Genomic DNA, 23931 nt, shown 5'->3' with positions numbered 1-23931 from the left:
AGCGGGATTTGAACTTGCGGGCCTCATCCTGCGAGACGCCGGCTGCGCCGACGGCTCAGGACGAGGAAAACTGACTGGTGCTTAGGCAACCTTCTTCTTCGCGGCAGGCAGATCGACGAGAACGCCCATAATGTCGCTTTCCTTCATGATCAGCAGTTCCTGACCATCGAGCTTGACCTCAGTACCGGACCACTTGCCGAACAGCACGCGGTCGCCGACCTGGAGGCCTATTGGAATCAGCTTGCCGGCTTCGTCGCGGCCGCCTCGGCCAACCGCCGTGATCTCGCCCTGCGAGGGCTTTTCCTTAGCGCTGTCCGGAATGATGATGCCGCCGGTGCTCTTATCTTCGGCTTCGATACGCTTGACCACGACGCGGTCGTGAAGCGGACGGAATTTCATGCTGTCCTCCTGTTTTCTCGTTGTTGTTGTTGCTTTGGATGAAATAGCAATCGTGGCCAGCGAGTGCTATCAGCACATAAGCCGCCGCTGGGGGCGCACAAGACCGACCCGAAACGATATTCTGAGAGCAGCGCGAATTAGCTGCCAAGGCAACGGCGGCTAGGGAGCCGGGATGCAAAGGTGTGAGTTCTGCAATCTTCTTCTCTGCTTTGAGTTGCAGGTCCTTTTCAGAGATCCGCAGCAAGGCTGTTGCTGAAGTCTTAGATAGAGGGCTCAATGCTCGAGATGGGCTACGTTTGAAAGCTAAGGTAGGCCAAGCGCAAAAAAAGGGCGCGCGGCACGCGTCAGCCTCGACGGGATGACGCCGGTCCGGTCCAATGGCGCAAGCTGGCAAAGCCCTCCCACGAAGCTCACAAGCCCAGCCCGCGCTTTCGTCCGAAGCTCCTGCCGCCGCTATCCAACGCGGTGCCCGCTGATCGTCCATTGCGGAGGCACCGGGCCCGACATATTCAGCGACAACCTGCCAGCCCAGCTCCTCCCGCCTCTGGGAACCGGTCGGCCGACCACAACATTGCCGTCAACGCCGACAAGGGCGACGGCATCTACCGGCCCAGCCGGCATCTCGCCCGCGTCAAGGACAGCTTTGAACGTCAGGGCAAGTACCAAAGCCGCGAGAATGCTAAGCATGTGCTGCGAGCGATGAAGGAGAACGCTCGCCAAGGCTTCTACAACGGCTCTCGCGTGCCGCTCGGTTACGCTGTCGAGGATGTCGAGAAACGTGGCCACCGGACGAAGAAGCGCCTCGTGGTCGACCCGGTTGAAGCAGAGACGGTGCGGCTCATCTTCAAGCTTTACCTGGAAGGCGACGAAGGGAGGGGGCCTTTGGGTATCAAGGAAATCGTCAAGACCTTGAACGCGCGCGGTGTCCGAACGCGGCTCGGCGCGCGCTTCCTGACCAATCCGATCTATATCGGCGAGTGGCGCTTCAACCGGCGCCATGCAAAAACCGGACGCGAGAAACCGGTCACGGAAATCATCGCTGTGGAGGTGGCGCCGATCGTCGAGCGGAGCGCCTTTGAGGAAATTCAGCGCACGCTTGTGGCGCGCAACCCACGAACGACGCCGCCAAGGGTGACCACGGGACCGATTCTACTGATGGGGCTTGCGCACTGCGCCAGTTGCGGCAGCGCCATGACGATGCGTAGCGGAACCTCGAAAACCGGCAGGGTTATCGCTACTATTCCTGCTCAGCAGTTGCACGTATGGGTAAAACCGCCTGCAAGGGTCGGTCAATCCCAATGGACAAGCTAGACCAGTTGGTGACCAGGCATATTGCCGATCGTCTGTTGGTTCCCGATCGCATCACCGCTCTCCTTGCGGAAATCGTTCAGAAGCGGGCGGCAGCCGATGGCGAAGTCCAGGACCGCATCGACCAACTGTCCCGACAGGTAGCTGCCACCGAGGAGAAGCTCCGGCGCCTCTACGCGTTGGTGGAAGACGGGATCACGGATCTCGATGACGTTCTGAAAGCTCGCCTTACTGACCTTAAGGCCGATCGAGATCTGGCGCGGAGCGCCCTCGACCGGATCAATAACCAATCACGAAGAACGCTCATCGACACATCGAAAATCGAGCGCTTCGGCTCGCTGATGCGCGAAAACAGTTCGCGGTTTTGTACGCAAATGGCGCTCCCTAGGGGGCCAAACTACTTTTTTGGTAGAAGATTCGCACATAGTCTCAATATCTTGAAGTTATTGGCCTCGGAGCATGTAGAACGTTTTGTAGAACGTTTCGATGCCATTGTATTCGCTGGTGCGGCGCACGATCTACTCAGTACGGGGGATTGCACTTTCCGGGGCTAGCGCAGCGTCACCAGGCATTCATTCAGCTTGGGGGCATTGTATGATTCAGTGCCCTGTTTTGAAATGGCAAGTTGCCTAGTTCGACTAGTACCGGGCGGGGCACTGGGCCTTTTTTCGACTCGGTGGCCTAGTTTTGAGAATCACGGTGGCCTGATTTGATATGTTCACTTCGGAACAGAACGCGGGACACCTGCGTATTAGTCTCGCGAGAACTCAGAGCCAACGGTTAGGACCCATATCTTGGAGATGGTGCCATGCAGCGGTTCGTCATGGGGCGGGATGGTCGAAACCGGCGGCGCGCGGGACGTTGAGATAGGTCAAAGGTCGGGGCGCGACCACCACCGGCAAGCCGGACATCGCCGCCTAGATTTAGGTTCCCGGAAATCAAAACTGTTCTCTTTTGAACAGACAGCCTCACTAGTCCCATCGGAAAATGGCTGTGTTTCACTCCTCACGCGCCACGCTGCTCAAGCTTTGGGAGGGCGCAATGCAAGGTTACATCAATCACGAAAACATCCTTCGTTACAAGAAGCTGATCGCCGCCAGCGAAGCTGACCCGCATCGTGACGAGGCTCGTCACCGAACGTTGGTCCAGCTTCTCACCGAAGAACAAGCCAAGCGTATAAGACCGGATGACTGGCCTGACACGGTGTAGCGGCCAGCATCGCGCCATTGCGGAACGAACTAGCGGAGTAGCGCGATGAATGCCCAGCAGAACAACATGTTTGTCGTCGGCGCCCGCTTCAAGATGAGCAAGCTTGGGAGGCAACGGCTGCCATATTTCGCTAACAAGACCGGTACGGTTTTCGAAGTGAGCCCTCGCACCACCGGCATCATAATTCTGTTCGATGGTGCCAAGAGGTCAACTGTCCTGCACAGGGACTATATAGCTCCCTTATCGGAATAGCAGAGCGTTCATCAGTGCCCACGCGCGCCCGATCGGCTTGCGGCCCATCCCGTGCGCTAATGAATCACGCCAACCTTCGGCGAGATCCGCGAGATGGACGTGCGCGGGGTGCTGATCTATTGCCGCGACTATCGCTGCGGCCACCACACTAAAGCCAAATGCTGACGGCTGGCCGGATCATGTCCGGCTGAGCGACATCGAGCCGAAATTTGTTTATACCAAATGCGGCCAGCGCGGCGCCGAGATCCGGCCGAATTTCGAGCGGCTGCGATGAGGCCTCGGGCGTGGCCGCGCGGATTCGATGGCCCTTGATCACTGCAGCGGTCGGCCTGCCCCGCGCGCAAAGGCGTCATCGTTGACCACGGGCCAGCCTCGCCGTGCCCCAATAAGCGGACCTCGACGAGGCGCGCCACGCTGATAGGCCATTAAGCGACATGGCAGGTCCGGTATGAAAGAGGCTGCCAAGGGATGAGGCTTTTGATGTTGAGGATGGCCACGGGCTTTTTGATTCATCGGGCTTTGTTTGCGACGACGATATTGCTGCAATCACCAGGGCGGCGACGCTGGCCATCGGCGTTTCACTTGATAAGCCCGAAGATGATCCTGAGCGTCGCATCGCCATAATTAGCGGACGCGAGATTGGCACCGTGCCCGTGTATTCAAGGCCCTCATACGAAACCCCAACGGGATAAGGTGCAGCTGCTACGTCGGCGCTTGCAATTGACCGCGAAGCCAGCCGGTAGTTCGAGGGGATTCCATCGGATCGGCCAGATCGGCCACAAGCTGGTGGACGTCCTTGCACGCGGGGCACTCAAATGTCCGGATATCGAAGCCAAAGTGGCCGGACGTAATCCGAGCCAGCACCGCTTCTGTTCGACACGTTGGACATAGCGTTCGGGGATGATGGAGCATGTTGCACGCCTTGGTCAGGCGGGAGCGTTACAGAACTCTCAGTCACCGGTAGTTGCCGTGGTGGGCGGTGATGGAACCACTGTGGAACCTCCGCTGCGTTCGGCGCTGGTCAGTATTGCTCACATGCCCAAGGAATTTGACGCGTCGTTAGTGAATTAAGTCGCCGCTAGATTCAAATTAGGGCAATTGCCCTCAACCAGGCAGGCAGCGCCGGGTGTCGGCGGTAGCCAGTCAGGTCCGGTCTACCCTCAACTTCGGACATGACCGGGCGCCGCCCAAACCGTCGCGAAGGGCCAACGGCCGACACCACAGACTTGGCTTAATGTGCGGCCCGATGGGTTCAGCTCCGGGATATAGAAACGCACAGAGAAGACCGGAGCAAAGGTCATCAGAACACATCCACCGTCGCGAAACGAGGCTCACCTGTGAGGCAGTCCCAAAGGTAGACGGCTAGGCCAACGTCGCCGGTCCACAGCGAATACCGCTCGCGCGCTATGGATCAACTTCGGATGAAGGGGCAATGCGCACAAAGCGGGAAGAAGCCGTCAGGACGCTCGAACGAACGACGGCCTATGCGGCAATCACACAATTGCGCCCCTCATGTTTTGCGCGATAGAGCCGCCTGTCTGCGACTCTCAAAAATTCGTCAAGGGTGTCTCCATCGCGTCCAACTGATGGTGACGTCGATCGACGGCCGGTTTCCGACATCGAACGCGCTGCTTTGGATGGCCGAGCGAAGACGCTCGCCAACCGCGCAAGCCGCTTCGAGCGTCGCGCCGGGCAATAACACCATGAATTCTTCACCGCCTACCCGTGCAACGGCGTCAAACGGGCGGATCGACTCAAGGCATTTTCGCACGAATCCGCACAAGACCTCATCGCCAACAAGATGACCGCGTGAGTCATTGATTCCCTTGAAATGATCGAGGTCGAGCGACAATAAGGACAATGGAGCGCCGCTTCGTTTGGCCCGCGCGATCTCGGTTTCGATGTGTTCGATGAACTGGCGGCGATTTCCAGCACCGGTCAGCGGGTCGGTGGTGGAAAGGCGCTCCAGCTTTTGATTGCTCCGCTGCACCTCTTCCAGCGCACTCTGGGTGCCGGCCATTGCTTGGGCCAGGCGGGTCATCATTTCTTCCTGGCTATAGATGGTCGAGAATGAGCGAGTCGTTCGAAAAGCCTGAACGACTCCATAGCTCAGCAGGAAGAACCCGCCGGCAAAAATCGCGTGGGCGAGCCACCACATATGATTCCACGGTTGCCCCAGAATGAACGCGAGCGACGATAAGCCGAACCACGTTACCGAGACGCCAAAAATCACCATGAGCGGCGAACGAATCCGGCGCGATAGCATAACCACGACATTTAGCGCGCAGAAGAACAGCGCGCCGCCCTCCAGTGACAAGCGTACCGCCGGGTGACCCGCATAGGCGGAATAGGCGACCCAGGCGACAATCAGATCCACCGTCAGGAAGAGGGCAATCCACATCAGCCACGCTCGCGCATTCGAGCGCTTCTCGACGTCGTCTGGCGGCCGGTTGTAGGAGAGCAGCCCAACCAAGAGCAGGATCGACATCGCAAGTCGCGATGCCGGTCCATAGAGCAGAAACAGCCAAATATTGTGGTGAGCCATCCCGGTGAAAGCGCCATGCAGCGCGTAGATCTGCACGAAGCCGAGAAAACCCACCGTCAACCAACGTAACAGGGGTTCGCCTGAAGACTTGTAGCAACGCCAGGCCACATAAGTGACGAACAACCCTTCGAGGGTGGCGACGGCGATCGCGATTTCGTGGAACAGGTGATCTTCGAATTTTAGCGTGGGGGCCTGGTAGAAATACAGATAGGCAATCAACTGGGCGGGCATCAAGGCGAAGGCAATGAGGAGGAGGCTCGCATAAGCCTGCGTCACCAGCCGGAGCGCGGTAGGCGGCTCCTGCACTTCAATATTGGTGCTCATGTGCATATGCTATCTCCAATGGGTCACGGTGCGTCGCCTCGACTCAGGCGGGAGCGTGACAGAACTCTCAGTCACCGGTAGTTGCCATGCTGGGCGGTGATGGAACCACTGTGGAACCTCCGCTGCGTTCGGCGCTGGTCAGTATTGCTCACATGCCCAAGGAATCTAACGTGTCGTTAGCGAACTAGGTCGCCGCTAGATTCAAATTAGGGCAATTGCCCTCAACCAGGCAGGCAGCGCCGGTGTCGGCGGTAGCCAGTCAGGTCCGGTCTACCCGCAACTTCGGAAATGGCCGGGCGCCGCCCAAACCGCCGCGAAGGGCCAGCAGGCGAACTTCGGAAAAATTTAAAGAGGCCGTGAACTGAGGCGGCCTTACCTCATGGAAAAAACGCCGCTCGCTTAATCTGTGTCGCGGGCAGCGGCTTCCCAGCCCCGGGCGGAGTTGCAAAACCCCGGTGCGGCACGAATTGCATCGTCCTATCGTGGAGTTGAGCAAAATTGCTCACCTTAAGGCAGCTCACCGCTCCAGGTTTGCATCGCGTCAGGTCCAGTTGCGATCGCAGCTGCTGCTCCTTTTCGGCCATCTGCCCACCCCTGTGTTCACAACTTAACAGAGTTACGGGATTCGGAAATGGGATCCCGTCATGGGCCTGAGATCAGTTGAAACCGAGGGGGCATGCTGTCGATCAGCTTCCAGTATCCGAGGGTTCTCCGCGCTTTAGTTTGCAATGTGGTCAAAATTGCTCAGCCGGATGTCCGTAACTCTGGCTCTTAGCTTCGGTGGCCGCTGCCGTGGAGTTGCCGGAAGAACCGTGTCTGATGATATGCGACCGATGCCGCATGCCCATGCAGCATTTGACGGATCTTCGGAGCATCGGCTGCCATCCGGCAGTGAGGATATTCCGCTGCAGTGCCTGCCATACCGTCGTCTCACTGCCCTGGTGAGCTTGTGCCACTTCCGTTTCGATAAATAGAGCGCGGCCGGATCCTCCTGGATCTTCCCGCTAACGTACAGTGTCGGCCGGAAAGACACCTCTCGAACCAAATTCGGGGTTTTTGGTCAATATTGACCAACCGCGCCGGCATGAGTTGAGCCAGACTGGGTCCATCGCCGCCGACAGGCAGTTATCGGCGATGGAGAGATCGGTAATGCCTAACTCGGGGAACGCAGATGTCATCTATCCAGCCAAACCCACTGTACAATAGCGCCGATTTCGGAATTCATCCGTGCTTGAGGTGCGGCAAGCCTATGCGGCTCGTTTGCATTGAACCCGACCAGCCTGGTCACGAAGTCCGCATCTTCGAGTGTTCGGAATGCAAAACGACTGGTAAGTTCAAAGCCGTGATTTAGTTGCCGATGGCGGAGATCGGCCTAGTCCCGACGCTCGCTTCGCCGAGGCGCGAAATGGCGCTCCGAATGAACGTGGCGAAGGGCCTTTCCGTCCGGGGTTTATTGGCGCCGCCTTTAGGCGGCAGGCCGAAGTGGACGTGGATGAGGACTAAAATCGGCATGGCCGGCAGGACCAATACACCGTTTGACCCGAGGGACTTTCTCGCCAACGTGGGCAAGGGAAAGACAATCCTTGAGTTCGGCAAGGGCGACGTCATTTTCTCGCAGGGTGACGAGGCGAACACGATCTTCTACATCCAGAAGGGGCGGGTGAAGGTTGTCGTCATATCTGAGCAAGGCAAGGAAGCTGTTGTCGGTATTTTGGAGCCAGGCCAATTCTTTGGCGAAGGCTGCATGAACGGTCACTCGCTGCGGATTGCGACAACGACGGCGATAGAGTCTTGCATGATCACGGCCATCACGAAAATCGCCATGCTGGCAGCGCTGCGCAACCAGCCTAAGTTCTCCGAATTGTTCATGAGCTACCTGCTAACCCGAAACAGTCGGATCGAAGAGGATTTGATCGACCAGCTCTTCAACTCCAGTGAAAAGCGGCTGGCGCGCCTGCTTCTCCTACTGGCGAATTTCGGGAAGGAGGGGAGCCCTCAACTGATCAGCCCCAACATCAGCCAGGAAACATTGGCCGAGATGATCGGAACGACCCGATCCCGCGTCAGTTTCTTTATGAACAAGTTTCGCAAGCTCGGCTTGATCAACTACAACGGAAAGATCGAGGTCAATAGCTCGCTGCTGAACGCCGTTTTGTACGACAAACCCGAGATCCAACGCGACCCATAAGTCGATCACCATCTAGGTACGGGGAGCCGGGCGGAAGCTCGCCTCAGATCTCCAACAGCCATCCGGAGCGGGATTTTTACGAGAGTCCACCAGCCTGACAGCGCGCTCAACTGCTGAGGCGCGTGTGTCCCTCAGCGGATGGCGCTGGACGGAGCCCCCGTGTGCACCGGGCACCAAATAGATTTGAACCATTAGCCTCGCCAATCGTCTGACTCTGCAGAGGCAAACAAATGATGTCAGATCAACTCGCTCGCCAAGAGCAAATCGCCGTTCGCTTGGAACAATCCAAGCGCTTGTTACGAGGCGCGAACGATCCCGCGACCACGCAGCGGATTGGGAAGCTGATCGGAGAGCTAGAGCGGGAGCAATCGGAAGAGAAAGAGAAGTGAAACGCAGTTCTCCGCCTTGACGCGCTCGCGAGTTCGCGCTGCTGCGTATGTAATCTCAGACAGTGCGAATTCCACTCGCTCCAGAAACACACCTGAGCAAGTCAGCTCTGGGTCATTTTCGGACTTGGGCGCGCTCTGTTGCGAAGTCCACTTTACCCCGATGAGCTGACATCGCGAGTGTCAGCTGCAGCAGAATATCGGGTGCCAAGCTTGCGATCGAAGGTTCGTGCCTCTCGCAAGTGGAACCCGAATTGCGCTCGTTCTGTTAAATATAGGGCGCGGCCCCCAACCAGTAAGATTTCCGAGCGAGCCCTATGCCCAAGATCCGCGTTTCAATCCAGGAATTGCAGCGTCGAGCGTTGTTAGAAGTGAGAAAGCAGCCCGGCTGTCATAACGTCATGGAAATAGCGATCAATCGCGTTGCAAAGCACGCTGAAAATAACTGGTCGCTCTGTGTGATCGTAGCGGGCGAGGCAGATGCCAATACCGCCGCGCGCGCCGCGGTTCACGTCCAAACTGTTTTGCGCCGGGACTATGATCTGCTGACGGATTGATCTGTAGTTCGTCAAGGGAAGGCGGAGATCAAATGGACCGCGAGTGTCCACTTTGCTGCGCATCACGAACGCAATGCGGACATAGCGCGAGGTCCAAAAAAGGTGCCGCTTTCGGACCAAACGACCACCTCGTCGGCATGCGTGGAGAATGCCGCGCATCGTCTGTCTCGGCGGGGCGTGCTGGCGGAATTCCAAGACGCCAGCTTGCAGTAGCTTGTGCACATCATCGTGCAGAACGCGACGATCGCGGTCCGGGGCATAGTTCGCGCTCACGCCGCGGCGTTTGCCGTGCCCCGGAAATTGGAACTCCCTATGATGTTACCCATACGCATTTTGCAATTGTGCCCCGTAGCGCTGGAATCTAAGTGCTCAATGATCCTGCGAGACAAAAATTCGCCTGGCGATCGCGTGTGTTTGCGAGTGTGTTTGGAGTTCAATTTTTGACATTGAGAGCTTCCGCAGCTGAATTGGATTTCGGGGCGCGAAGCGTAGGCGGATTCAAACAAAGTTCGAGGTTGCCGCCCTATGCCGCTCGAAATGCGATGCGGCGGATGGTTCGCGGCGGGCTACAGTGACGCTTCCCAGCGGGATTGGTAACCGACTTTTGGCAGCACTACCGGCGGCGGATCTCGATCTGCTGGCACCCGACCTAGAGATGGTCGCGCTCGATCGGGACGCGGTCGTCTCGCGGGCGGGTGACCAGACCGAGCACGTCCTCTTCCCTCATAGTGGCGCCATTTCTGTGATGATCGACATGGCGAATGGGCAGACGGTCGCCAGCGCCGCAATAGGGCGCGAGGGAGCAGTAGGCACTCTTTCCGTGCTCGGGCCGTCTCCTGCGGCCGTTACCGCCATCGTTCGTGCCGCGGGCACCGCCTCGCGGATCCCCGCATCGCGATTCCACGCCGCTTTTAGCCGGAGCCCCGCGATCCGTCACGCAGTCCAGATTCACTTCAAGGCGATGCTGATACAGCTACAAATCGGCGGGGCCTGCAATGCGCTGCATCCGGTCCAAGCCCGCTTGGCGCGCTGGCTGCTCCATCTTCGCGACCGCGTCGACCACGACGTCCTCCCGCTCACCCAGGAGGCGCTTTCGCAAATACTGGGTGTGCGACGAACGACGGTGACGCTCCTGATGCGGAATCTGCGCGCTTCCGGAGCGATCATATCTGAACGGCGAGGCGAAATCGAGATCGACCCTTCGCGGCTCGCAGCGCTGGCGTGCGAATGCCGCGACACCATGCGTCTCGAAATCGAGGGGATCTTCTCTATGAATGCAACCCAATCTCGCGTTTTGGTTCTGCCGACGCAGTAAATGAAACGGGCGATGTAGCCGCTTCGGCGCGGCCGGGAAGTCGGCGAAGACGGTGCCGGATAGCGGATCCTTCGGGCCGATCAGGCCGCCGCCCCATGCCTTGACAGGGACCTCCCACCTAATGTCGCTAGTGGGTCAAAAGCAGCGGTTCAGCTCGAGCCTTCTCATCGGCCGGTCTGGCTTCAATAGCCGACGTTGCCATGGCCTGACGGCTCTTCGGCTTCCGGCCAGAAGCTGCCCCGTCCGCCGCAGTCAGCTCGTGGCATTTCACCGCGTCCGCCGCACGCCATTCTGAGGTAGGCTGGAGCACCTAGCGCTCTGAGAACGGTGAGTCCGGGAGGAGCCCATGGACATCGCGGTCTGGCTGAGTGGTTTAGGGCTGGGACAGTACGCGCAGGCGTTCCGCGAGAACGACATCGATGCCGACGTGCTCGCCGACCTAACGGCCGACGACCTGACGGAGCTCGGCGTCACCTCGATCGGCCATCGCCGCAAGTTGCTCGCGGCGATTACTGCTCTGCGCGTCGGCTCAGTTCCGGCGACCACCCCTCCCACGACCTCACCGCCCCCCGCGGTCCCCGGGACAGCCCTGCCACCTTCTGAGGCCGAGCGGCGCCAGGTCACGGTGATGTTCGCCGACCTGGTCGGCTCGACTGCGCTGGTGTCGCGGCTCGATCCTGAGGAGATGCGCAAGATTATTCGCGGCTATCAGGACACGGTCGCAGGCGAGATTGCGTGTTACGAGGGGCATGTCGCCAAGTTTATGGGTGACGGGGTCCTGGCCTATTTTGGTTGGCCCAAAGCGCACGAGGACGATGCGGAGCGGGCCGCCCGGGCGGGCCTCGCCGTCACTCAATCCGTAGCTGAGCTCGCATCTCCGGACGGCCAACCATTGGCCGCGCGCGTCGGCATCGCGACCGGTCTCGTCGTTGTCGGTGATTTAGTCGGCTCGGGGGAGGCTCAGGAGCGCGACGTGATCGGCGAGACCCCGAATTTGGCCGCTCGATTGCAGGCGCTGGCCCAACCTGGACAGGTCGTGATTGCCGAACGCACCTGCCGGCTCCTCGGCAGACTGTTCCAGGTTGAAGACCTCGGCGAGCGACAGCTGGCTGGCTTTGGCGAGCCACTGCGCATCTTCCTCCTCGGCCAAAGCGCTGCGGAGGATCGCTTTGAGGCTCTGCACGGGACGGGTCTAGTGCCGCTCGTCGGTCGTGAGCAGGAGTTGGCGCTGCTGCTCGACCGGTGGGCCCGGGTCCGTGATGGCGAGGGACAGGTCGTTCTGTTGTCGGGCGAGCCCGGCATCGGCAAGTCGCGCCTTGTTCGTGCGCTGCGCGAGAGCCTAGCCAGGGACACCTACACGCCGTTAAGTCACTTCTGTTCGCCGTTCCACCAGACCAGTCCGCTCTATCCCGTGATCGATCTGCTCGAACGTGCCGCCGGCTTTGCCCGGGATGACGGCCCGCTGGAGAAACTCGATAAGTTGGAGGCGCTCATCGCCGCGGCGACGCCGGACGTCGCTGCAGCCGTGCCGCTGCTTGCCGCGCTGTTGTCGATTCCGATCGCCGATCGCTATCCGCCGCTCGAGTTGAGCCCAGAGCAGCAGAAGCGGCGCACCTTCGAGGCGCTTGAGGATCAAGTGACGGGACTGGCCGCGCACCGCCCAGTGCTGGCCGTATATGAGGACGTGCATTGGGCTGATCCAACCACGCTCGAATGGCTGGAGTCGGCGATCGAGCGCGTGCAGACCCTGCCCATCCTCGTGCTCATTACCTGCCGTCCCGAGTTTTCCCCGCGCTGGACTGGGCACGCACATCTCACGTTACTGACCCTCAGCCGCCTCGGGCGCCGCCAAGGCGCATCCATGGTCGATCAGCTCACGGGCGGCAAGGCCCTGCCCGCAGAAGTGCTCGCGCAGGTCTTGGCGCGGACCGATGGTGTACCGCTGTTCGTTGAGGAGCTGACGAAGGCGATCCTTGAGTCCGGGATGCTGGCTGAGGAAAGCGACCGCTACATTCTCAGCGGTCCCCTGCCTCCGCTCGCGATCCCGGCCACGCTGCACGACAGCCTCATGGCACGCCTCGACCGGTTCGCTCCCGTCAAGCAAGTGGCGCAAATCGCCGCCTGCATCGGTCGGGAGTTCTCCTACGACTTGGTCTCCATGACCGCCCCGCTGAGTGAGGCCACACTGCAGGATGCACTGAAGGGATTGTGCGCCTCGGAACTCGTGTTCTGCCGTGGCACACCGCCGAACGCGACCTACCGCTTCAAGCACGCGCTCGTGCACGAGGTGGCCTATCGCAGCTTGCTCCGGAGCCGTCGCCAGCAGCTTCATGCGAGGATTGCCACCGTTCTGGAAGAGCATTTTCCAGAATCTGCGGAGACCGAGCCCGAGCTGCTCGGCCATCACTATGCGGAGGCTGGGCTGAAAGAGCAGGCCGTCGTTTACCTCCAGAGGGCGGGCGCACGAGCCCTGGAACGCTCAGCTTACCTTGAGGCGATCAGTCATTTGGCCCGCGGATTGGAGCTGCTCGAGGCTTCTCCAGACACCACCGAACGCGCGCAACGCGAGTTGCAACTGCAATTGGCGCTCGGGTCGGCGCTGATGGCGACCAAGGGCTATGCCGCGCCAGAGGTGGAGCAGGCGTACGTTCGGGCAAGGGCCTTGTGTAGCGACATCGATCTCACACCCCAGCTTTTCCCGGTGCTGCACGGCCTATACAGGATTTATCACGTCCGCGGCGATTTGATTGCGGCGCGGGAGGTTGGGGAGCACCTCACCGAGCTGGGGCAGAGCCTGGGCGATCAGTCCCTCCTCGTGGAGGCCAACCGCGCCCTTGGGGTGCCCTTGCTCTGGCTTGGAGAGGTGGCGCTCGCCCGCGCCAAACTGGAGGCAGGGACAGCACTTTACGATGCGAAGCTGCTGCGATCGCATGCCTATACCTATGGCATTGATCCTGGCGTCGTGTGTCTTTCTTATGCAGCTCTCGCCTGGTGGTTTCTGGGCTTTAACGACCATGCCCTCGACAGAAGCCAGAGAGCGCTCGCTTTGGCTGACGAACTCTCGCATCCTCACAGCCGCGCTTTGGCCTTGGTCTGGGCCGCGTGGCTCCGTCAGTTCCGCCGCGAAGTGCCCAGCACAGAAGAAATGGCGCAGGCAGCCATCCGGCTCTGTAGCGAGCACGGCTATCCTCTCTGGAGGCCGATGGGCGCGATCTTGCATGGTTGGGCGCTGAGCGAGAGCGGACAGAAGCCTGACGATTGTATCGCGCAAATGCGGCAGGGGCTGGCCGATCTCCGAGCGACAGGCGCTGGACTCTGGCAGCCGTGTTTCCTCGCCCTAATTGCCGAAGCATGTAACAAAGCGAACCGCATCGAGGAGGGGCTCACGGTTCTCGACCAGGCACTCGGCATCGTCCAGGAACGGGCGGAACGCTTCTACGAGGCCGAGCTGCATCGCCTTAGGGGCGAGTTGCTACTCCGCTGCAATCCCGCAAACGTTTCGGCCTGTGAGAATTGCTTTCGAACAGCGATCGCGATCGCGCGCAGTCAGCAGGCCAGGTCCCTTGAGCTCCGCGCCGCGACTTCGCTCGCCCGGCTGTGGGCCGAGCGCGGCGAGCGACGCGATGCGCGGGATCTCCTCAGAGGAATCTGCGGCTGGTTCACCGAAGGCTTCGGTACCCTCGACCTCCAGGAGGCCCAAGCGCTGCTGAGCGAGTTGGGCGATCACGGCCTCGACGAGTAAATCGCCCTGGGCGCGGCATCGGCCCATTGACACCACAACGATGTGAACATGTCGAAGCCCCGAAGGTGCGAGTCGGGTCACTTGCGCCCGTCCCATCGATCGAAATGGCGCTAAGTTCGCCTCCAATTGTCCGGAAGCCGACGTGTAGGTATAGGAGGTTTCCCGCCTGAGAATGACCATCCTCATCAACTGAGGAGGTCATCATGACCGATGTCCCAAGCACTAGTGAGAACTTCTCCAAGCGCGTCCCGTGGAACCAGGGCAAGATGTTGGCGCGAAGCCGTCACTCCGACCTAAGCACGTCTGGTCCATCCGGACAAAGCTCCAGGTCGAAGGCCGGACTCGCGATCTAGCGTTGTTCAACATCGCTATCGACAGCAAACTTCGTGGATGCGACGTAGTCGCCCTCAAAGTCGATGACATTGCACCAAGCGGCTATGCAGCCGATAGAGCGAGCGTCCGCCAGAAGAAGACCGGCCGGCCGGTCAAATTCAAACTTACCGAGGCGACCCGCGAGGCCATCGATGACTATCTAAGGACAACCGGCAAGAAGCCAGGAGAGCGTCTGTTCACCGGCCGCAGAGGGCCGGACCGCAGCCTGACGACACGGCAGTATGCACGCCTGCTATCGGACTGGCTGGCCGGTATAGGATTGGACCCTCACCTGTTCGGAACGCATTCACTCCGTCGAACCAAGGCAACCCTGATCTATCGGCGGACAGGCAACTTGAGAGCCGTCCAACTCCTGCTCGGTCATACCAAGATAGAAAGCACCGTCCGGTATCTCGGAATTGAGGTAGATGTCGCCTTGGCTATAGCGGAACAGGTCGATGTCTGAAGTGCCCGGGCAGAGCGGATGTTGCTCTGCCCGTCCTGCCTCCGCTGCTTCGGGCCACTGGCGGACAAGGGCGGCGTCGCTCCTTCAATGGTGCAGTAAAGGTACCAGCGGCAAAATCTGACTGACCAACGCCAATACGCCGAGAATGGTGACGACGACGCGTCCAACGATTTCCATCCAGCGTGGGTATAGCAGGTCCTTAATTTTTCTTTCATCGCTCATTTCCTAAATTAAATTAGGCCAGCGCCAATTCGTAAGGGGATCACTAATAAAAAGTTCGCGTCAGAAAGGGGCCTGCACCCCCGATCCAACCTGCCAGTGACCGCAATGGGTCAGAAACGTCGATTTGGCCGCGAGCGCGTGATGTCCGGTCTGGCCCCGGCTACGGTCGTGCTGATCGTCGCCTCCATCTTCGCCTGCGGGCCAGATTCAGACATACGTTGCGACAGGCGGCTCTTGGCGCGCGCCGGCAACCAGTCAATATTTTAACGAGCACCCTCTTGGCGAGACGCCTCACGGGGGGCGGCATGCGCGTGATTAATAGTTTGGCGTGATCGATTGCCATCTTAACCGCGACAATGGTCCGGCCATTGAGTGTCGTCGCTTCGTAATAGCCGAACAGCTTCATCTCAATGTCGCACCAGTCGAGCTTGTACGGCGCGTCACCTATCGACAAGTCGAAGAATTCAAAACCGTGTTCGATCGCGTAGCGCAGCAAATGCTGAAGGTGCGCGCGTCCTGGCCCGTAGCGCGCGAGCTCGGAATCCTCATAACTCGACAGGATGAGGGAGTAGCAGTTCTTGTGCCGCAGCCCGAGACCGGTCGCGATCTTGCTGTCACCCACGTCCAGCCTGCTGACGTGAACGACGTCCCTTAATCTCGGATCGGTCGTGACGTCGTGGAAGAAGGCGAGATAGCCGGGCCTGTCGAAGATGTCCTCGACCTGCATGCGGGCAAAGAAGCGCCGCTTCTGCTCAATCAACAGGTTTATCGAGCGCTCGATCTCGTCGGATCGTGTGACCTGGACGAAACGGATCTCGCCATGCTCGGCGAGATGCTTGAACTGCCGCCGCTCGCGTTTGCGCGTCGCGGAAGACCGCTTGGACAAGAAGAATTCGTTCCAGTCGAGTCCAAGCGTCGCGGAGTGAGCGCCATATGTCCGCGGGAGGACCGCAAGGTCGAGGAACGGATTTCTTTGTGAGCCGATCCGCTCCGGCATTCGGTCGAGATCGATCATATCAAATCGAAGATCTGGATTTGCCCGGATGAGGCCGATCATCGCTCGCCATAGCCAGCGGAAGTCTTGCGTCCGAAGGCCGTTCGCGAAATTTCGACCCAGGAGCGGCGCGTTATAATCGCACAGCTCAGCTCCGAGCCAGGTGAGCCATCCTGTCGCGCCACGCCTTTCGATCGCCAGCGGTACAATGAACTGGACCTCGCCATTGGGATCGCGCCCCCGCACGATCACCGGCGTCGTGCCTTGATGCCGACCGATGTGATTGTGCCACGCCGCAAGCCACGCAAATCTCTGAAATACGGTGCATTCGGCGTGTCGCTCGAATTCGGTCCACCAGCGCTCCGCCGTGCGAAGCTCAGTGTAGATATCAACCTCAACGGCCGAGACGTTGCCTTGCGGATCCGACATCGCCTTGCGGTTCCGTCGGCGCAGCCTGCCAGCGGCCACGCCACCATTCTGAACATTGAATTCGTTACTGGCTTATAGCCTCGATGATTCCGTGTCAGCCGGCTTGACGATCAGGATGATAAAGGGTTCCTGCCGAGATGGCGCGACAGAACGCCCCGGGTCCGCAACGGTCAAAATGCGAAGGACTCAACCTGAGCAGATCTTGTCCGCCATGCTTCAATAAGCGGACCTCGTGGAGCGACGCCGTCACTTCGCCGAAGAGTCAATAGCGGAACATTTTTGCATTTCAAGATCGATGCCCGCAATCTATACTTGCAAGCGACGGGTAACGCAGGGACGTATTTCGACCATGGCTTGCATCCTCGGCAATGGTCCATGAACGTGCCGCTATTGGCGGCCATTGCCACGTATTGGATGATTGGCACTGCTGCTGCCGAGAATGCAGTCGAGCGCGGCGGTTACTTGGTTACCACTATTATGGCGTGCGGAAAAACCCAGCGCCTAAAGGGTCATCCTGCTAAGGCGCGCATTGGCTGTGTGTTTGGCGTGCGAATGCACTTATCACAGCGAACGTCTACGAGAAACGGCTTGTCTATTCGCGTTTGATCATTGGAGGATCAGAGGCGAATGAAACGAGAGGTGACAAACTCGTCTGCACGGAAAGCGTGACGAATGCGCGCCCCGGTGGAATCGGACCACCGCCTACAATCGTACAGCACCCGAAAGGAATTGGCGCGCTCGAGCTGCGCTGCTCATTGCGGATGGCAACAGATTTTCATGTGCCATGTAGAAAATTGTAACGCAGACCAATCGATCGACTAAATTCAGCCTAACTTCATGATAATAAAAGACTTTTATCGCAACAAATGGTAACTTACGGGAAGCGCCTGCAAAACGTGAAAAAGCCCGCCAAAGGCGGGCTTTTATCGTTTAGCTTGGTTGCGGGGATAAGATTTGAACTTATGACCTTCAGGCTATGAGCCTGACGGGCTGTGCGGGAGCGGTCATGTGTCCCGAGCAACTCAATTTTTTGCTGAATTAAGGACCTCTTCGCCGAGATGAGGGTACGATCAGCAGCTTGTCCGGTGTCACGTTCAGTGCTGTTGCGATTTTCGCTAAGACCACAATTGTCACGTTTCTTTGGCGGCGTTCGACCTGACTAATGTAGGTCCGATCCACCCCCGCCTCATGGGCTAACTCCTCCTGCGAGAGCTTAGCCGCCTTCCTAAGCGCCCTGACATTGTCGGCCACCACCCCAACTATTCCTAAATCGTTCTTCCCGGCCGTCATCGGCCCAAAGAACGTCGCAGCAGACTATCGATCCACGGACTCTGAGTCCCATTTTTAGCCGCAAATGTTGACTATCGTCTACATCGATAGCGTTATCGAAATGCACGTTCCGAGGGATAGAAGCTTGGTCACCTGCGACACTGCGTTCCACCATGACCGTTCGCCCCCCGAGTGTCCAACCACTGATGGGGTGGAAGCGTTTTGGGAGTCCGGCGAGGTGGGCCCCTTGGGCCCCTCGACTTACCGCGCGGGCTACCGCATTCGCGCAACGGGAAGCATTCTTTGCAACGTGGAGTTTCCTGCGGCGATGGCTGAGACGGCGATCGTGGCCAATCTAACGCTTGCGACAACGATTACGCCGGACGGATACATTCGATCTACCCTTAGCGGGGCCGCGGACCTGACGTCTAAAGCCGAGCCAATAGACCAACTCATTGCCCAGTCATTCTCAGTCGAAAATCTGAGGTTGGAGGGGATTAGCGCGGCGGATTTGGGGTCGCTGTTAGAACGGCTTGAGCGTTCCGTAGCTCTTCTGCACGAGGTCATTAGGCAAAGGTCGGATTAGGTCATCAACCAAATGCCTGAGAATGGTGGAAGCAGAGCCATAGCCGGGGGATGAAGCCGCTTCGTGCTGGCGCCTGAGAGCGGCGATAGTCCCCGGTCTAATCGGCCACATGGCTAAATGCACACCACTAGGAGGAGGCGATCGCTCAGCGAGCACTGAAGCGAGCCGCGCTGCATGCCGTGGTCGCTGTGGCCGCCGCCACAGCACGATCGTCGTATACGCCGCCTTCCTACTCCTCGTTGGGGAGCATCGGAGGCGGCCGGAGTAGCGGCGGCGAGTCAGGCAGCAGCGCAAGGCCGAGACGGTCGCGATCCTGTTCATCCGTGGCGTGCTCGTCTGACGAGGTGTCCTGCCGATCCGCCCGCCCCTTGGTTCAGAGCAGAGAGGCACAAAACATGCCCTGGAAGTCAAATACGCTTCTCGAGGCTCGTAGCGAATTCGTGCAACTGGCGCTCGCCCCGAATGCCAACATTCAGAGCATCTGTCGCAGCTTCAATATCAGCCGGCAGACAGGCTATCGAACGCTGGCCCGATATCGGATAGCCGGCGCGAGAGGCCTGGAGAGCCAGTCACACCGTCCGCACCACACGCCCCATCGCTGTCCGGGCCATACCGAAGCGGCCGTTCTAACCGTGCGCGCCGACCACCCAACCTGGGGTGGGCGAAAAATAGCATTCCATCTTCGATCAGTGGGCTGCGCCGGAGTGCCCGCGGCATCAACCATCACGGCGGTCTTGGCCCGCCATAACCAATTGAAAGGCACTCCCGACCCAGACAGGTTTTTGGGTCTGCTCGGGCAGTTGCGCAAGCCGCTAAGTCAACAAGATCTACCGGCTTCTCTTGAAAGTCATCCCGATCTCACGATCCTAGTCGAGAAGCTCGAAAACGGCCGCCCCGCTGAGCGGCGTCGCGCGCTAGCAGTAGTCGCGTCACACAGCGGGCTGCGGACAAGCGTGGCTTGCCGCATTCTCAAGCAGAGCCGGTCAAGCTACGCACGTTCGGTCCGTCTGTTCGAGGAAGGTCGGGCCGAACGGCTGTTCGCGCCTCGCATTAACCCCCATCGCAAGTTCGACAGCGAGCAAGTCAAAGAGGCTCTGTTCAGTATCCTGCACCAGCCGCCAGCCAATTTCGGCATCAACCGTACAACCTGGAAAATGGCCGATCTGGTGCGTGCGCTGCGCGAGAAAGGGAAGCCAGCTTGCGAAGATGTAATCCGCGCGATCGTGAAAGGTGCCGGCTACCGGTGGCGCAAAGCGCGCATCGTTCTGACCTCCAACGATCCCGACTTCTCGCAGAAGCTCCAACGCATCCGTTCCATTCTCGCCGACCTCAAGGGCGGGGAAGCCTTCTTTTCGATCGACGAATTCGGACCCTTTGCGGTCAAGGCGCAACATGGACGCATGCTGATCGGTCCCGGCGAACAACATTTTGTAGCGCAATGGCAGCAATCGAAGGGCTCAATCATCGTCACCGCCGCCATTGAGTTGTCAACCAACCAGGTCACCCATTTCTACAGCCGGAAGAAGAACACCGAAGAAATGATCCGTATGCTGGCGGCACTCGTCGCCGAGTACCGCGATCACACCAAGCTTTATCTTTCTTGGGACGCGGCCTCCTGGCACGTCTCTAAAAGGCTGTTCGAACATATCGATGCCCATAACGCTACTATTGGGAGCAACGGTCCACAGATTCACACGGCACCGCTTCCAGCCCGCGCGCAGTTTCTAAATGTGATCGAGTCGATCTTCAGCGGCTTGGCTCGGGCCATCATTCACAACAGCAACTATGGATCAATTGACGAGGCTAAAGCGGCTATCGACCGATACTTCTGCGAACGCAATGCTCACTTCAAGGGCACGCCACGGCGCGCGGGCGGCAACCTCTGGGGCAAGGAACGGGAGCCAGCCGAGTTCTCACCTTCAAACAACTGCAAAGACCCTCGGTTTGGATAAACGGTGGCGGTGCTCCCTTGGCCAAGGCGCAACCGCAATTTACGAAAGTTCCACCCCGGTGAAACGGAGGCAGTCTCAGTACCGACGACATGACCGCGATTGGACCTTAGCGTGCGCCTCAGTCTTGGCCTTCCGCGATGCATGCGCCCACCGTGTCTAAGGCTCGGGAGATTCATCCTGCGCATCAACGCGCCACAACGACGCCGTGCGACTTCTCCTCGGCCAAACGGACGGACGGGCGGAGCAACTTGGGTTTCTGGCCATCAACGCGTTCGACAGGAAACCATGGCCTGCTTTTGAACCGGCGGCGATGCCTGCAAGCAGCATGAAAATCTCTCGGCAAGGTCTTGACGCCCCTTCCGATGCACTCGCAACGCTTAGAACATGCCGCGATCCGATGCAGACATCATTCTTCAGCGAGACAAGGCGTTTGGCAATTTGTAGCGACACCATACTTACCGCTAGCGCTAAAATCTTGGATGTGCAGACAACGGCTTGGGCGCTCCGTAGCGCCAGTGCTTTTATCTTGCCTTCCTAATCGGGCGTTCAAAGTCAACTCATTCCTACGCTTTTCTTCTCGTCGCACTTTAACCATGACGGACTCCCTGCATCGACAACGCACAAACGTCACCACACCGCGCTTGCGGTCGCATTCACCAGGCGGGGTCCATGCGTTCCTTCGCGTTCAGCACTGAGGCCGTCGCATGCTCTTCATCAGGTTCGTAAACAGGGCTGTCCAAGCAGTTTTGCGCTCTCGTCCCCGAAGGGCGGCAGCAGGCAAGAGATAGCGGACATTCCCCGTTTCGCGGCCCCGCCAGGGGGACGCTCACCGCGCGCGCGGATCTCTAATTTCGCTCCTCCTCAGCATGCTGGCGTACCCCCAGCGCCTTCTCTGCTCGTCTGTGCAGCGGCTACTGGGCTGGCTTTAGACGCAGCCGCTGCGTGATCTTAGCGCCGAATCCGACGTGGAAATCGGTCTCGCTGACCCACATCCGGTGCAGAATGCATGCGAGCTTCCGTGCGACCGCGGCAATCGCACACAGCATGCTCGACCGCCTAGCGATCCGCAGGCCCCAAGCTCGCAGCGCCGACCATTTCCTGACCCGTAGCAGCAGACTTGCAGCTGCTTCGCATAGCGCCTCCCGCACCGAGATATCGCCCTGTTTGCTGATATGACCTTCAAAATCGATCGACGTACCTGACTGGTGACGCTTTGGCGTCAGCCCAAAATGGGCGCCCACTGTGCGTGATCGGGTAAAGCGATGAGGGTCATCAACGCCAACTTTGAATGACAAGGCAACGACCGGGCCGACGCCTGGAACTGTCATCAGACGTCGGCAAACTGGATCATGCTGGACGACCTGCAGGAGCACGCGATGTAGCCGATCATAGCCCTCGAGGAGGGCCCGGCGCACGTCCAGCATGACCTGGATGGACATCACAAAAATCGGGTCGCAGTGCTCAATCAGCTCGCGGACACGGGCCTCAAAGGCACCTCGAGCGACCGCTCCGACGAGCAATCCATAGGCCCGCAGTGCGCCCCGAACATGGTTCTCGAGGTCGACCAATTTGCGTTTGAGCAGCTTCCGGTTGGTCAGCAATGTACGCATCTTTTGCATGTCGATGTTCTTGACATGGACGGCGCGGTACCAGCCCAACCGCATCATCTGCGCGATGCCGCGCGCATCGTTTCGGTCAGTTTTGTTGCGCATCGTCGATAGCGAAACGCGCATATGGCGTGCTTCCACGACAATGATTGGAAGCCCGGCTGCCTGTAGTTCGCGATACAGCCAGATACCCAGCGATGACGCCTCGACCCCCACCCTATCGAGGCGATCCGCGTAGTCCTCCAACGCGGAGCGGATCGCCTCTGGCTCAGTGTTGACCTTCACTTCGCGGATCGTGAGACCCTCGCTATCCACGATGCAAACGCTGGTTTCTTCAAGGCCGACGTCCAATCCAACGTACAGTTTCATCGGAGCTCTCCCTTGTGGCAACGACCTTCCAAGTCGTTGCACCAGGCTCCGGATTCGGCCACGGCCGTCTTACCTCCGTGCACCGGTATCTCGTCGGTCGTCTTGTGCGCTTCATCTGACCCATTGTCGCTTCCTCTCGCTGCTGTGACAAGGTCTTTGCATCGACGCCGTGAGGCGTCAGCCACGTGCAAGAATCCCGGTGCGCCGTGCACTCTTGCGCGCTCATCGACGGCATAATTCCGCTGCAGCAACGCAGGCGGGCGCCATCGCGGCGCATCTTTCCAAGCGTGAAGAGCGCGTCTACGCGGCCTCACAAGCTATCCAGCAACACGCCCAACCGCGCTGTCCAGGCGTTCTGAGCGATGCACGTTGAGGCGATGACATGGTGCGGAATAGGTATGCGGCGCACGCCGGGATGCATGGAATATCGCATCATTACCTAGGACGGCAGCATGACTTGATCGAAGCCAATGGGGTGGAAATCGACTGGCGAGCCCGCCTTCATCCAAGTGCACGCCCGCCAATAAGCACTAGTGCTAGCAGCGCTGCTAAGGAGTCCGGCGTAGAAAGCCGCTTGGCCTGATTGGTCTGGCCTTGCTCACATTGCCAACGTCATCCACCGAAGCTCAATCGGAGCGACGTGAAGTAGAGGCCTTTCGCTCAACAAACTGAAGGCAGTTCGTGCCCTGAGAGCAGGCGTGGACACGTCGCTGCCGCTCGTGAGAACCGATGAAATTCGCACGTCAGGAGATCGAAAATTGCAGCCCGATGCGACGCGAATTTTCGAGAAACGAGCCCAAAAACGCACCCCGGAAACCCATCCTATCGACCGCGTTTCAGCCAGCGTCGAAGCCCATCTTCTGAACTCAAAATGCTCATCTGCTTCCTTCCAAAGCGGCGCAAGAAACGCAAAAGCCCCGCCTCCGAGGAGGCGGGGCCGATGGCTCGGGCGATCAGTCGCCGCTGCGGCGCGACCAGATCAGGCTGAAACCCTCCTCGCCTTCGACCTTGACCAGCGAGGCGTAGATCGGAGCGGGGAAGCTGGGTTCGTCGAGCTTGACCGAGAGATATTCGCGGTCGCTGTCGCGGACGGTCTTCTTCCAGGCGGCGCCGAATTCGGTCTTATGCGGTGCACCGCATAAGGCGGATTATGCGTAGCGCGGGATTATGCGGAGTCGTTGGCTGGCAGCCCGGTTTTCCAGGGCTTTTGCCGCTGTGTCGCTCCGCATAATAACGGGGCCGCTGTCCGCGGCGCCCCGCGTGTTTGCGAGACGCCGCGGTGTTGGTCAGCGCGACCAGATCAGCGCGCACTCGCCATCGTCGCCTTCGAAGAGGTTGGCGTAGATCGGCGCGGTGAAGGACGGATCGTCGAGCTTGACCGAGTGGTAGGTGCGGTTGTCCTTCGAGGTCCGGCGCCAGGCGGCACCGATCTCGACGCCT

14 protein-coding genes and 2 pseudogenes are annotated in these 23931 nt (G+C 59.3%); 9 read left to right on the top strand and 7 right to left on the bottom strand.

The genetic code is table 11. The features are described from left to right. Window positions 1–81: 81 nt before the first annotated feature. The gene (locus E4K65_RS42780) at window positions 82–399 is read right to left on the bottom strand and encodes a co-chaperone GroES (protein ID WP_135179215.1); all 318 of its coding nucleotides are present in this window, start codon (window positions 397–399) and stop codon (window positions 82–84) included. A 483-nt stretch (window positions 400–882) separates the two neighbouring features. Here E4K65_RS42780 and E4K65_RS49165 point away from each other — a divergent pair, with 483 nt between their 5' ends. The 3 genes from E4K65_RS49165 (at window position 883) to E4K65_RS47940 (ending at window position 2916) form a co-directional block, all read left to right on the top strand. Continuing rightward, the gene (locus E4K65_RS49165; protein WP_235885984.1) at window positions 883–1710 is read left to right on the top strand and encodes a recombinase family protein; all 828 of its coding nucleotides are present in this window, start codon (window positions 883–885) and stop codon (window positions 1708–1710) included. Next, window positions 1662–2261, top strand: a complete 600-nt coding sequence (locus tag E4K65_RS49160; protein ID WP_235885983.1) for a hypothetical protein — start codon at window positions 1662–1664, stop codon at window positions 2259–2261. The genes E4K65_RS49165 and E4K65_RS49160 overlap by 49 nt, the downstream gene beginning before the upstream one ends. 487 nt (window positions 2262–2748) lie before the next feature. Continuing rightward, window positions 2749–2916 carry a hypothetical protein gene (locus E4K65_RS47940; RefSeq protein WP_167771606.1) on the top strand — a complete coding sequence of 56 codons (168 nt, stop codon included), beginning with the start codon at window positions 2749–2751 and terminating at the stop codon, window positions 2914–2916. 1810 nt (window positions 2917–4726) lie between these two features. Here the strand turns inward: E4K65_RS47940 and E4K65_RS42765 are convergent. Beyond that, on the bottom strand, window positions 4727–6037 hold the full coding sequence (locus E4K65_RS42765) for a GGDEF domain-containing protein (RefSeq protein ID WP_209312145.1): 1311 nt from the start codon (window positions 6035–6037) through the stop codon (window positions 4727–4729). Between the two features lie 1510 nt (window positions 6038–7547). Here E4K65_RS42765 and E4K65_RS42760 point away from each other — a divergent pair. The 5 genes and pseudogenes from E4K65_RS42760 (at window position 7548) to E4K65_RS42740 (ending at window position 15063) form a co-directional block, all read left to right on the top strand. After that, window positions 7548–8225, top strand: coding sequence for a Crp/Fnr family transcriptional regulator (locus tag E4K65_RS42760; protein ID WP_135179226.1), 678 nt, complete (start codon window positions 7548–7550; stop codon window positions 8223–8225). 703 nt (window positions 8226–8928) lie between these two features. Continuing rightward, window positions 8929–9168 (top strand): hypothetical protein, encoded by a 240-nt coding sequence (locus E4K65_RS47935; protein WP_167771605.1) that lies wholly within the window; start codon window positions 8929–8931, stop codon window positions 9166–9168. A gap of 571 nt (window positions 9169–9739) precedes the next feature. After that, window positions 9740–10483, top strand: a complete 744-nt coding sequence (locus E4K65_RS42750; RefSeq protein WP_135179214.1) for a Crp/Fnr family transcriptional regulator — start codon at window positions 9740–9742, stop codon at window positions 10481–10483. A gap of 346 nt (window positions 10484–10829) precedes the next feature. Beyond that, the gene (locus E4K65_RS42745) at window positions 10830–14225 is read left to right on the top strand and encodes an adenylate/guanylate cyclase domain-containing protein (protein ID WP_135179213.1); all 3396 of its coding nucleotides are present in this window, start codon (window positions 10830–10832) and stop codon (window positions 14223–14225) included. Between the two features lie 203 nt (window positions 14226–14428). Then, a pseudogene (locus E4K65_RS42740) lies at window positions 14429–15063 on the top strand (tyrosine-type recombinase/integrase). Window positions 15064–15445: 382 nt separating this feature from the next. Here E4K65_RS42740 and E4K65_RS42735 read toward each other — a convergent pair. After that, window positions 15446–16708 carry a GNAT family N-acetyltransferase gene (locus E4K65_RS42735; protein ID WP_135179212.1) on the bottom strand — a complete coding sequence of 421 codons (1263 nt, stop codon included), beginning with the start codon at window positions 16706–16708 and terminating at the stop codon, window positions 15446–15448. A 1038-nt stretch (window positions 16709–17746) separates the two neighbouring features. Further along, window positions 17747–17998, bottom strand: coding sequence for a helix-turn-helix domain-containing protein (locus tag E4K65_RS42730; protein ID WP_135179211.1), 252 nt, complete (start codon window positions 17996–17998; stop codon window positions 17747–17749). Window positions 17999–18958: 960 nt separating this feature from the next. Between E4K65_RS42730 and E4K65_RS42725 the strand changes: the two genes are divergently transcribed. Further along, complete coding sequence (locus E4K65_RS42725; protein WP_135179210.1) at window positions 18959–20515, top strand: IS630 family transposase; 1557 nt, start codon at window positions 18959–18961, stop codon at window positions 20513–20515. A 911-nt stretch (window positions 20516–21426) separates the two neighbouring features. Here the strand turns inward: E4K65_RS42725 and E4K65_RS42720 are convergent. From E4K65_RS42720 to E4K65_RS42705, 3 genes and pseudogenes are all read right to left on the bottom strand, one after another. Further along, the gene (locus E4K65_RS42720) at window positions 21427–22491 is read right to left on the bottom strand and encodes an IS110 family RNA-guided transposase (protein WP_135179209.1); all 1065 of its coding nucleotides are present in this window, start codon (window positions 22489–22491) and stop codon (window positions 21427–21429) included. Between the two features lie 953 nt (window positions 22492–23444). Then, a pseudogene (locus tag E4K65_RS42710) lies at window positions 23445–23612 on the bottom strand (DUF736 domain-containing protein); the annotation flags it as partial. A gap of 165 nt (window positions 23613–23777) precedes the next feature. Continuing rightward, window positions 23778–23931, bottom strand: a 154-nt coding sequence (locus tag E4K65_RS42705) for a DUF736 domain-containing protein (protein WP_135178911.1), incomplete at its 5' end; no start/stop codon positions are given.

Source organism: Bradyrhizobium niftali (assembly GCF_004571025.1).
GTDB lineage: Bacteria > Pseudomonadota > Alphaproteobacteria > Rhizobiales > Xanthobacteraceae > Bradyrhizobium > Bradyrhizobium niftali.
The sequence above is the reverse complement of the archived record's forward strand: the minus strand, read 5'-3'. Positions and strand labels throughout refer to the sequence as shown.

Bases quoted from the DNA above. Each gene is read 5' to 3' on its own strand.
- E4K65_RS42780 (WP_135179215.1), bottom strand. From the start codon at position 399: ATGAAATTCCGTCCGCTTCACGACCGCGTCGTGGTCAAGCGTATCGAA.
- E4K65_RS49160 (WP_235885983.1), top strand. From the start codon at position 1,662: ATGGGTAAAACCGCCTGCAAGGGTCGGTCAATCCCAATGGACAAGCTA.
- E4K65_RS47940 (WP_167771606.1), top strand. From the start codon at position 2,749: ATGCAAGGTTACATCAATCACGAAAACATCCTTCGTTACAAGAAGCTG.
- E4K65_RS42765 (WP_209312145.1), bottom strand. From the start codon at position 6,037: ATGAGCACCAATATTGAAGTGCAGGAGCCGCCTACCGCGCTCCGGCTG.
- E4K65_RS42760 (WP_135179226.1), top strand. From the start codon at position 7,548: ATGGCCGGCAGGACCAATACACCGTTTGACCCGAGGGACTTTCTCGCC.
- E4K65_RS47935 (WP_167771605.1), top strand. From the start codon at position 8,929: ATGCCCAAGATCCGCGTTTCAATCCAGGAATTGCAGCGTCGAGCGTTG.
- E4K65_RS42745 (WP_135179213.1), top strand. From the start codon at position 10,830: ATGGACATCGCGGTCTGGCTGAGTGGTTTAGGGCTGGGACAGTACGCG.
- E4K65_RS42735 (WP_135179212.1), bottom strand. From the start codon at position 16,708: ATGTCGGATCCGCAAGGCAACGTCTCGGCCGTTGAGGTTGATATCTAC.
- E4K65_RS42730 (WP_135179211.1), bottom strand. From the start codon at position 17,998: ATGACGGCCGGGAAGAACGATTTAGGAATAGTTGGGGTGGTGGCCGAC.
- E4K65_RS42725 (WP_135179210.1), top strand. From the start codon at position 18,959: ATGCCCTGGAAGTCAAATACGCTTCTCGAGGCTCGTAGCGAATTCGTG.
- E4K65_RS42720 (WP_135179209.1), bottom strand. From the start codon at position 22,491: ATGAAACTGTACGTTGGATTGGACGTCGGCCTTGAAGAAACCAGCGTT.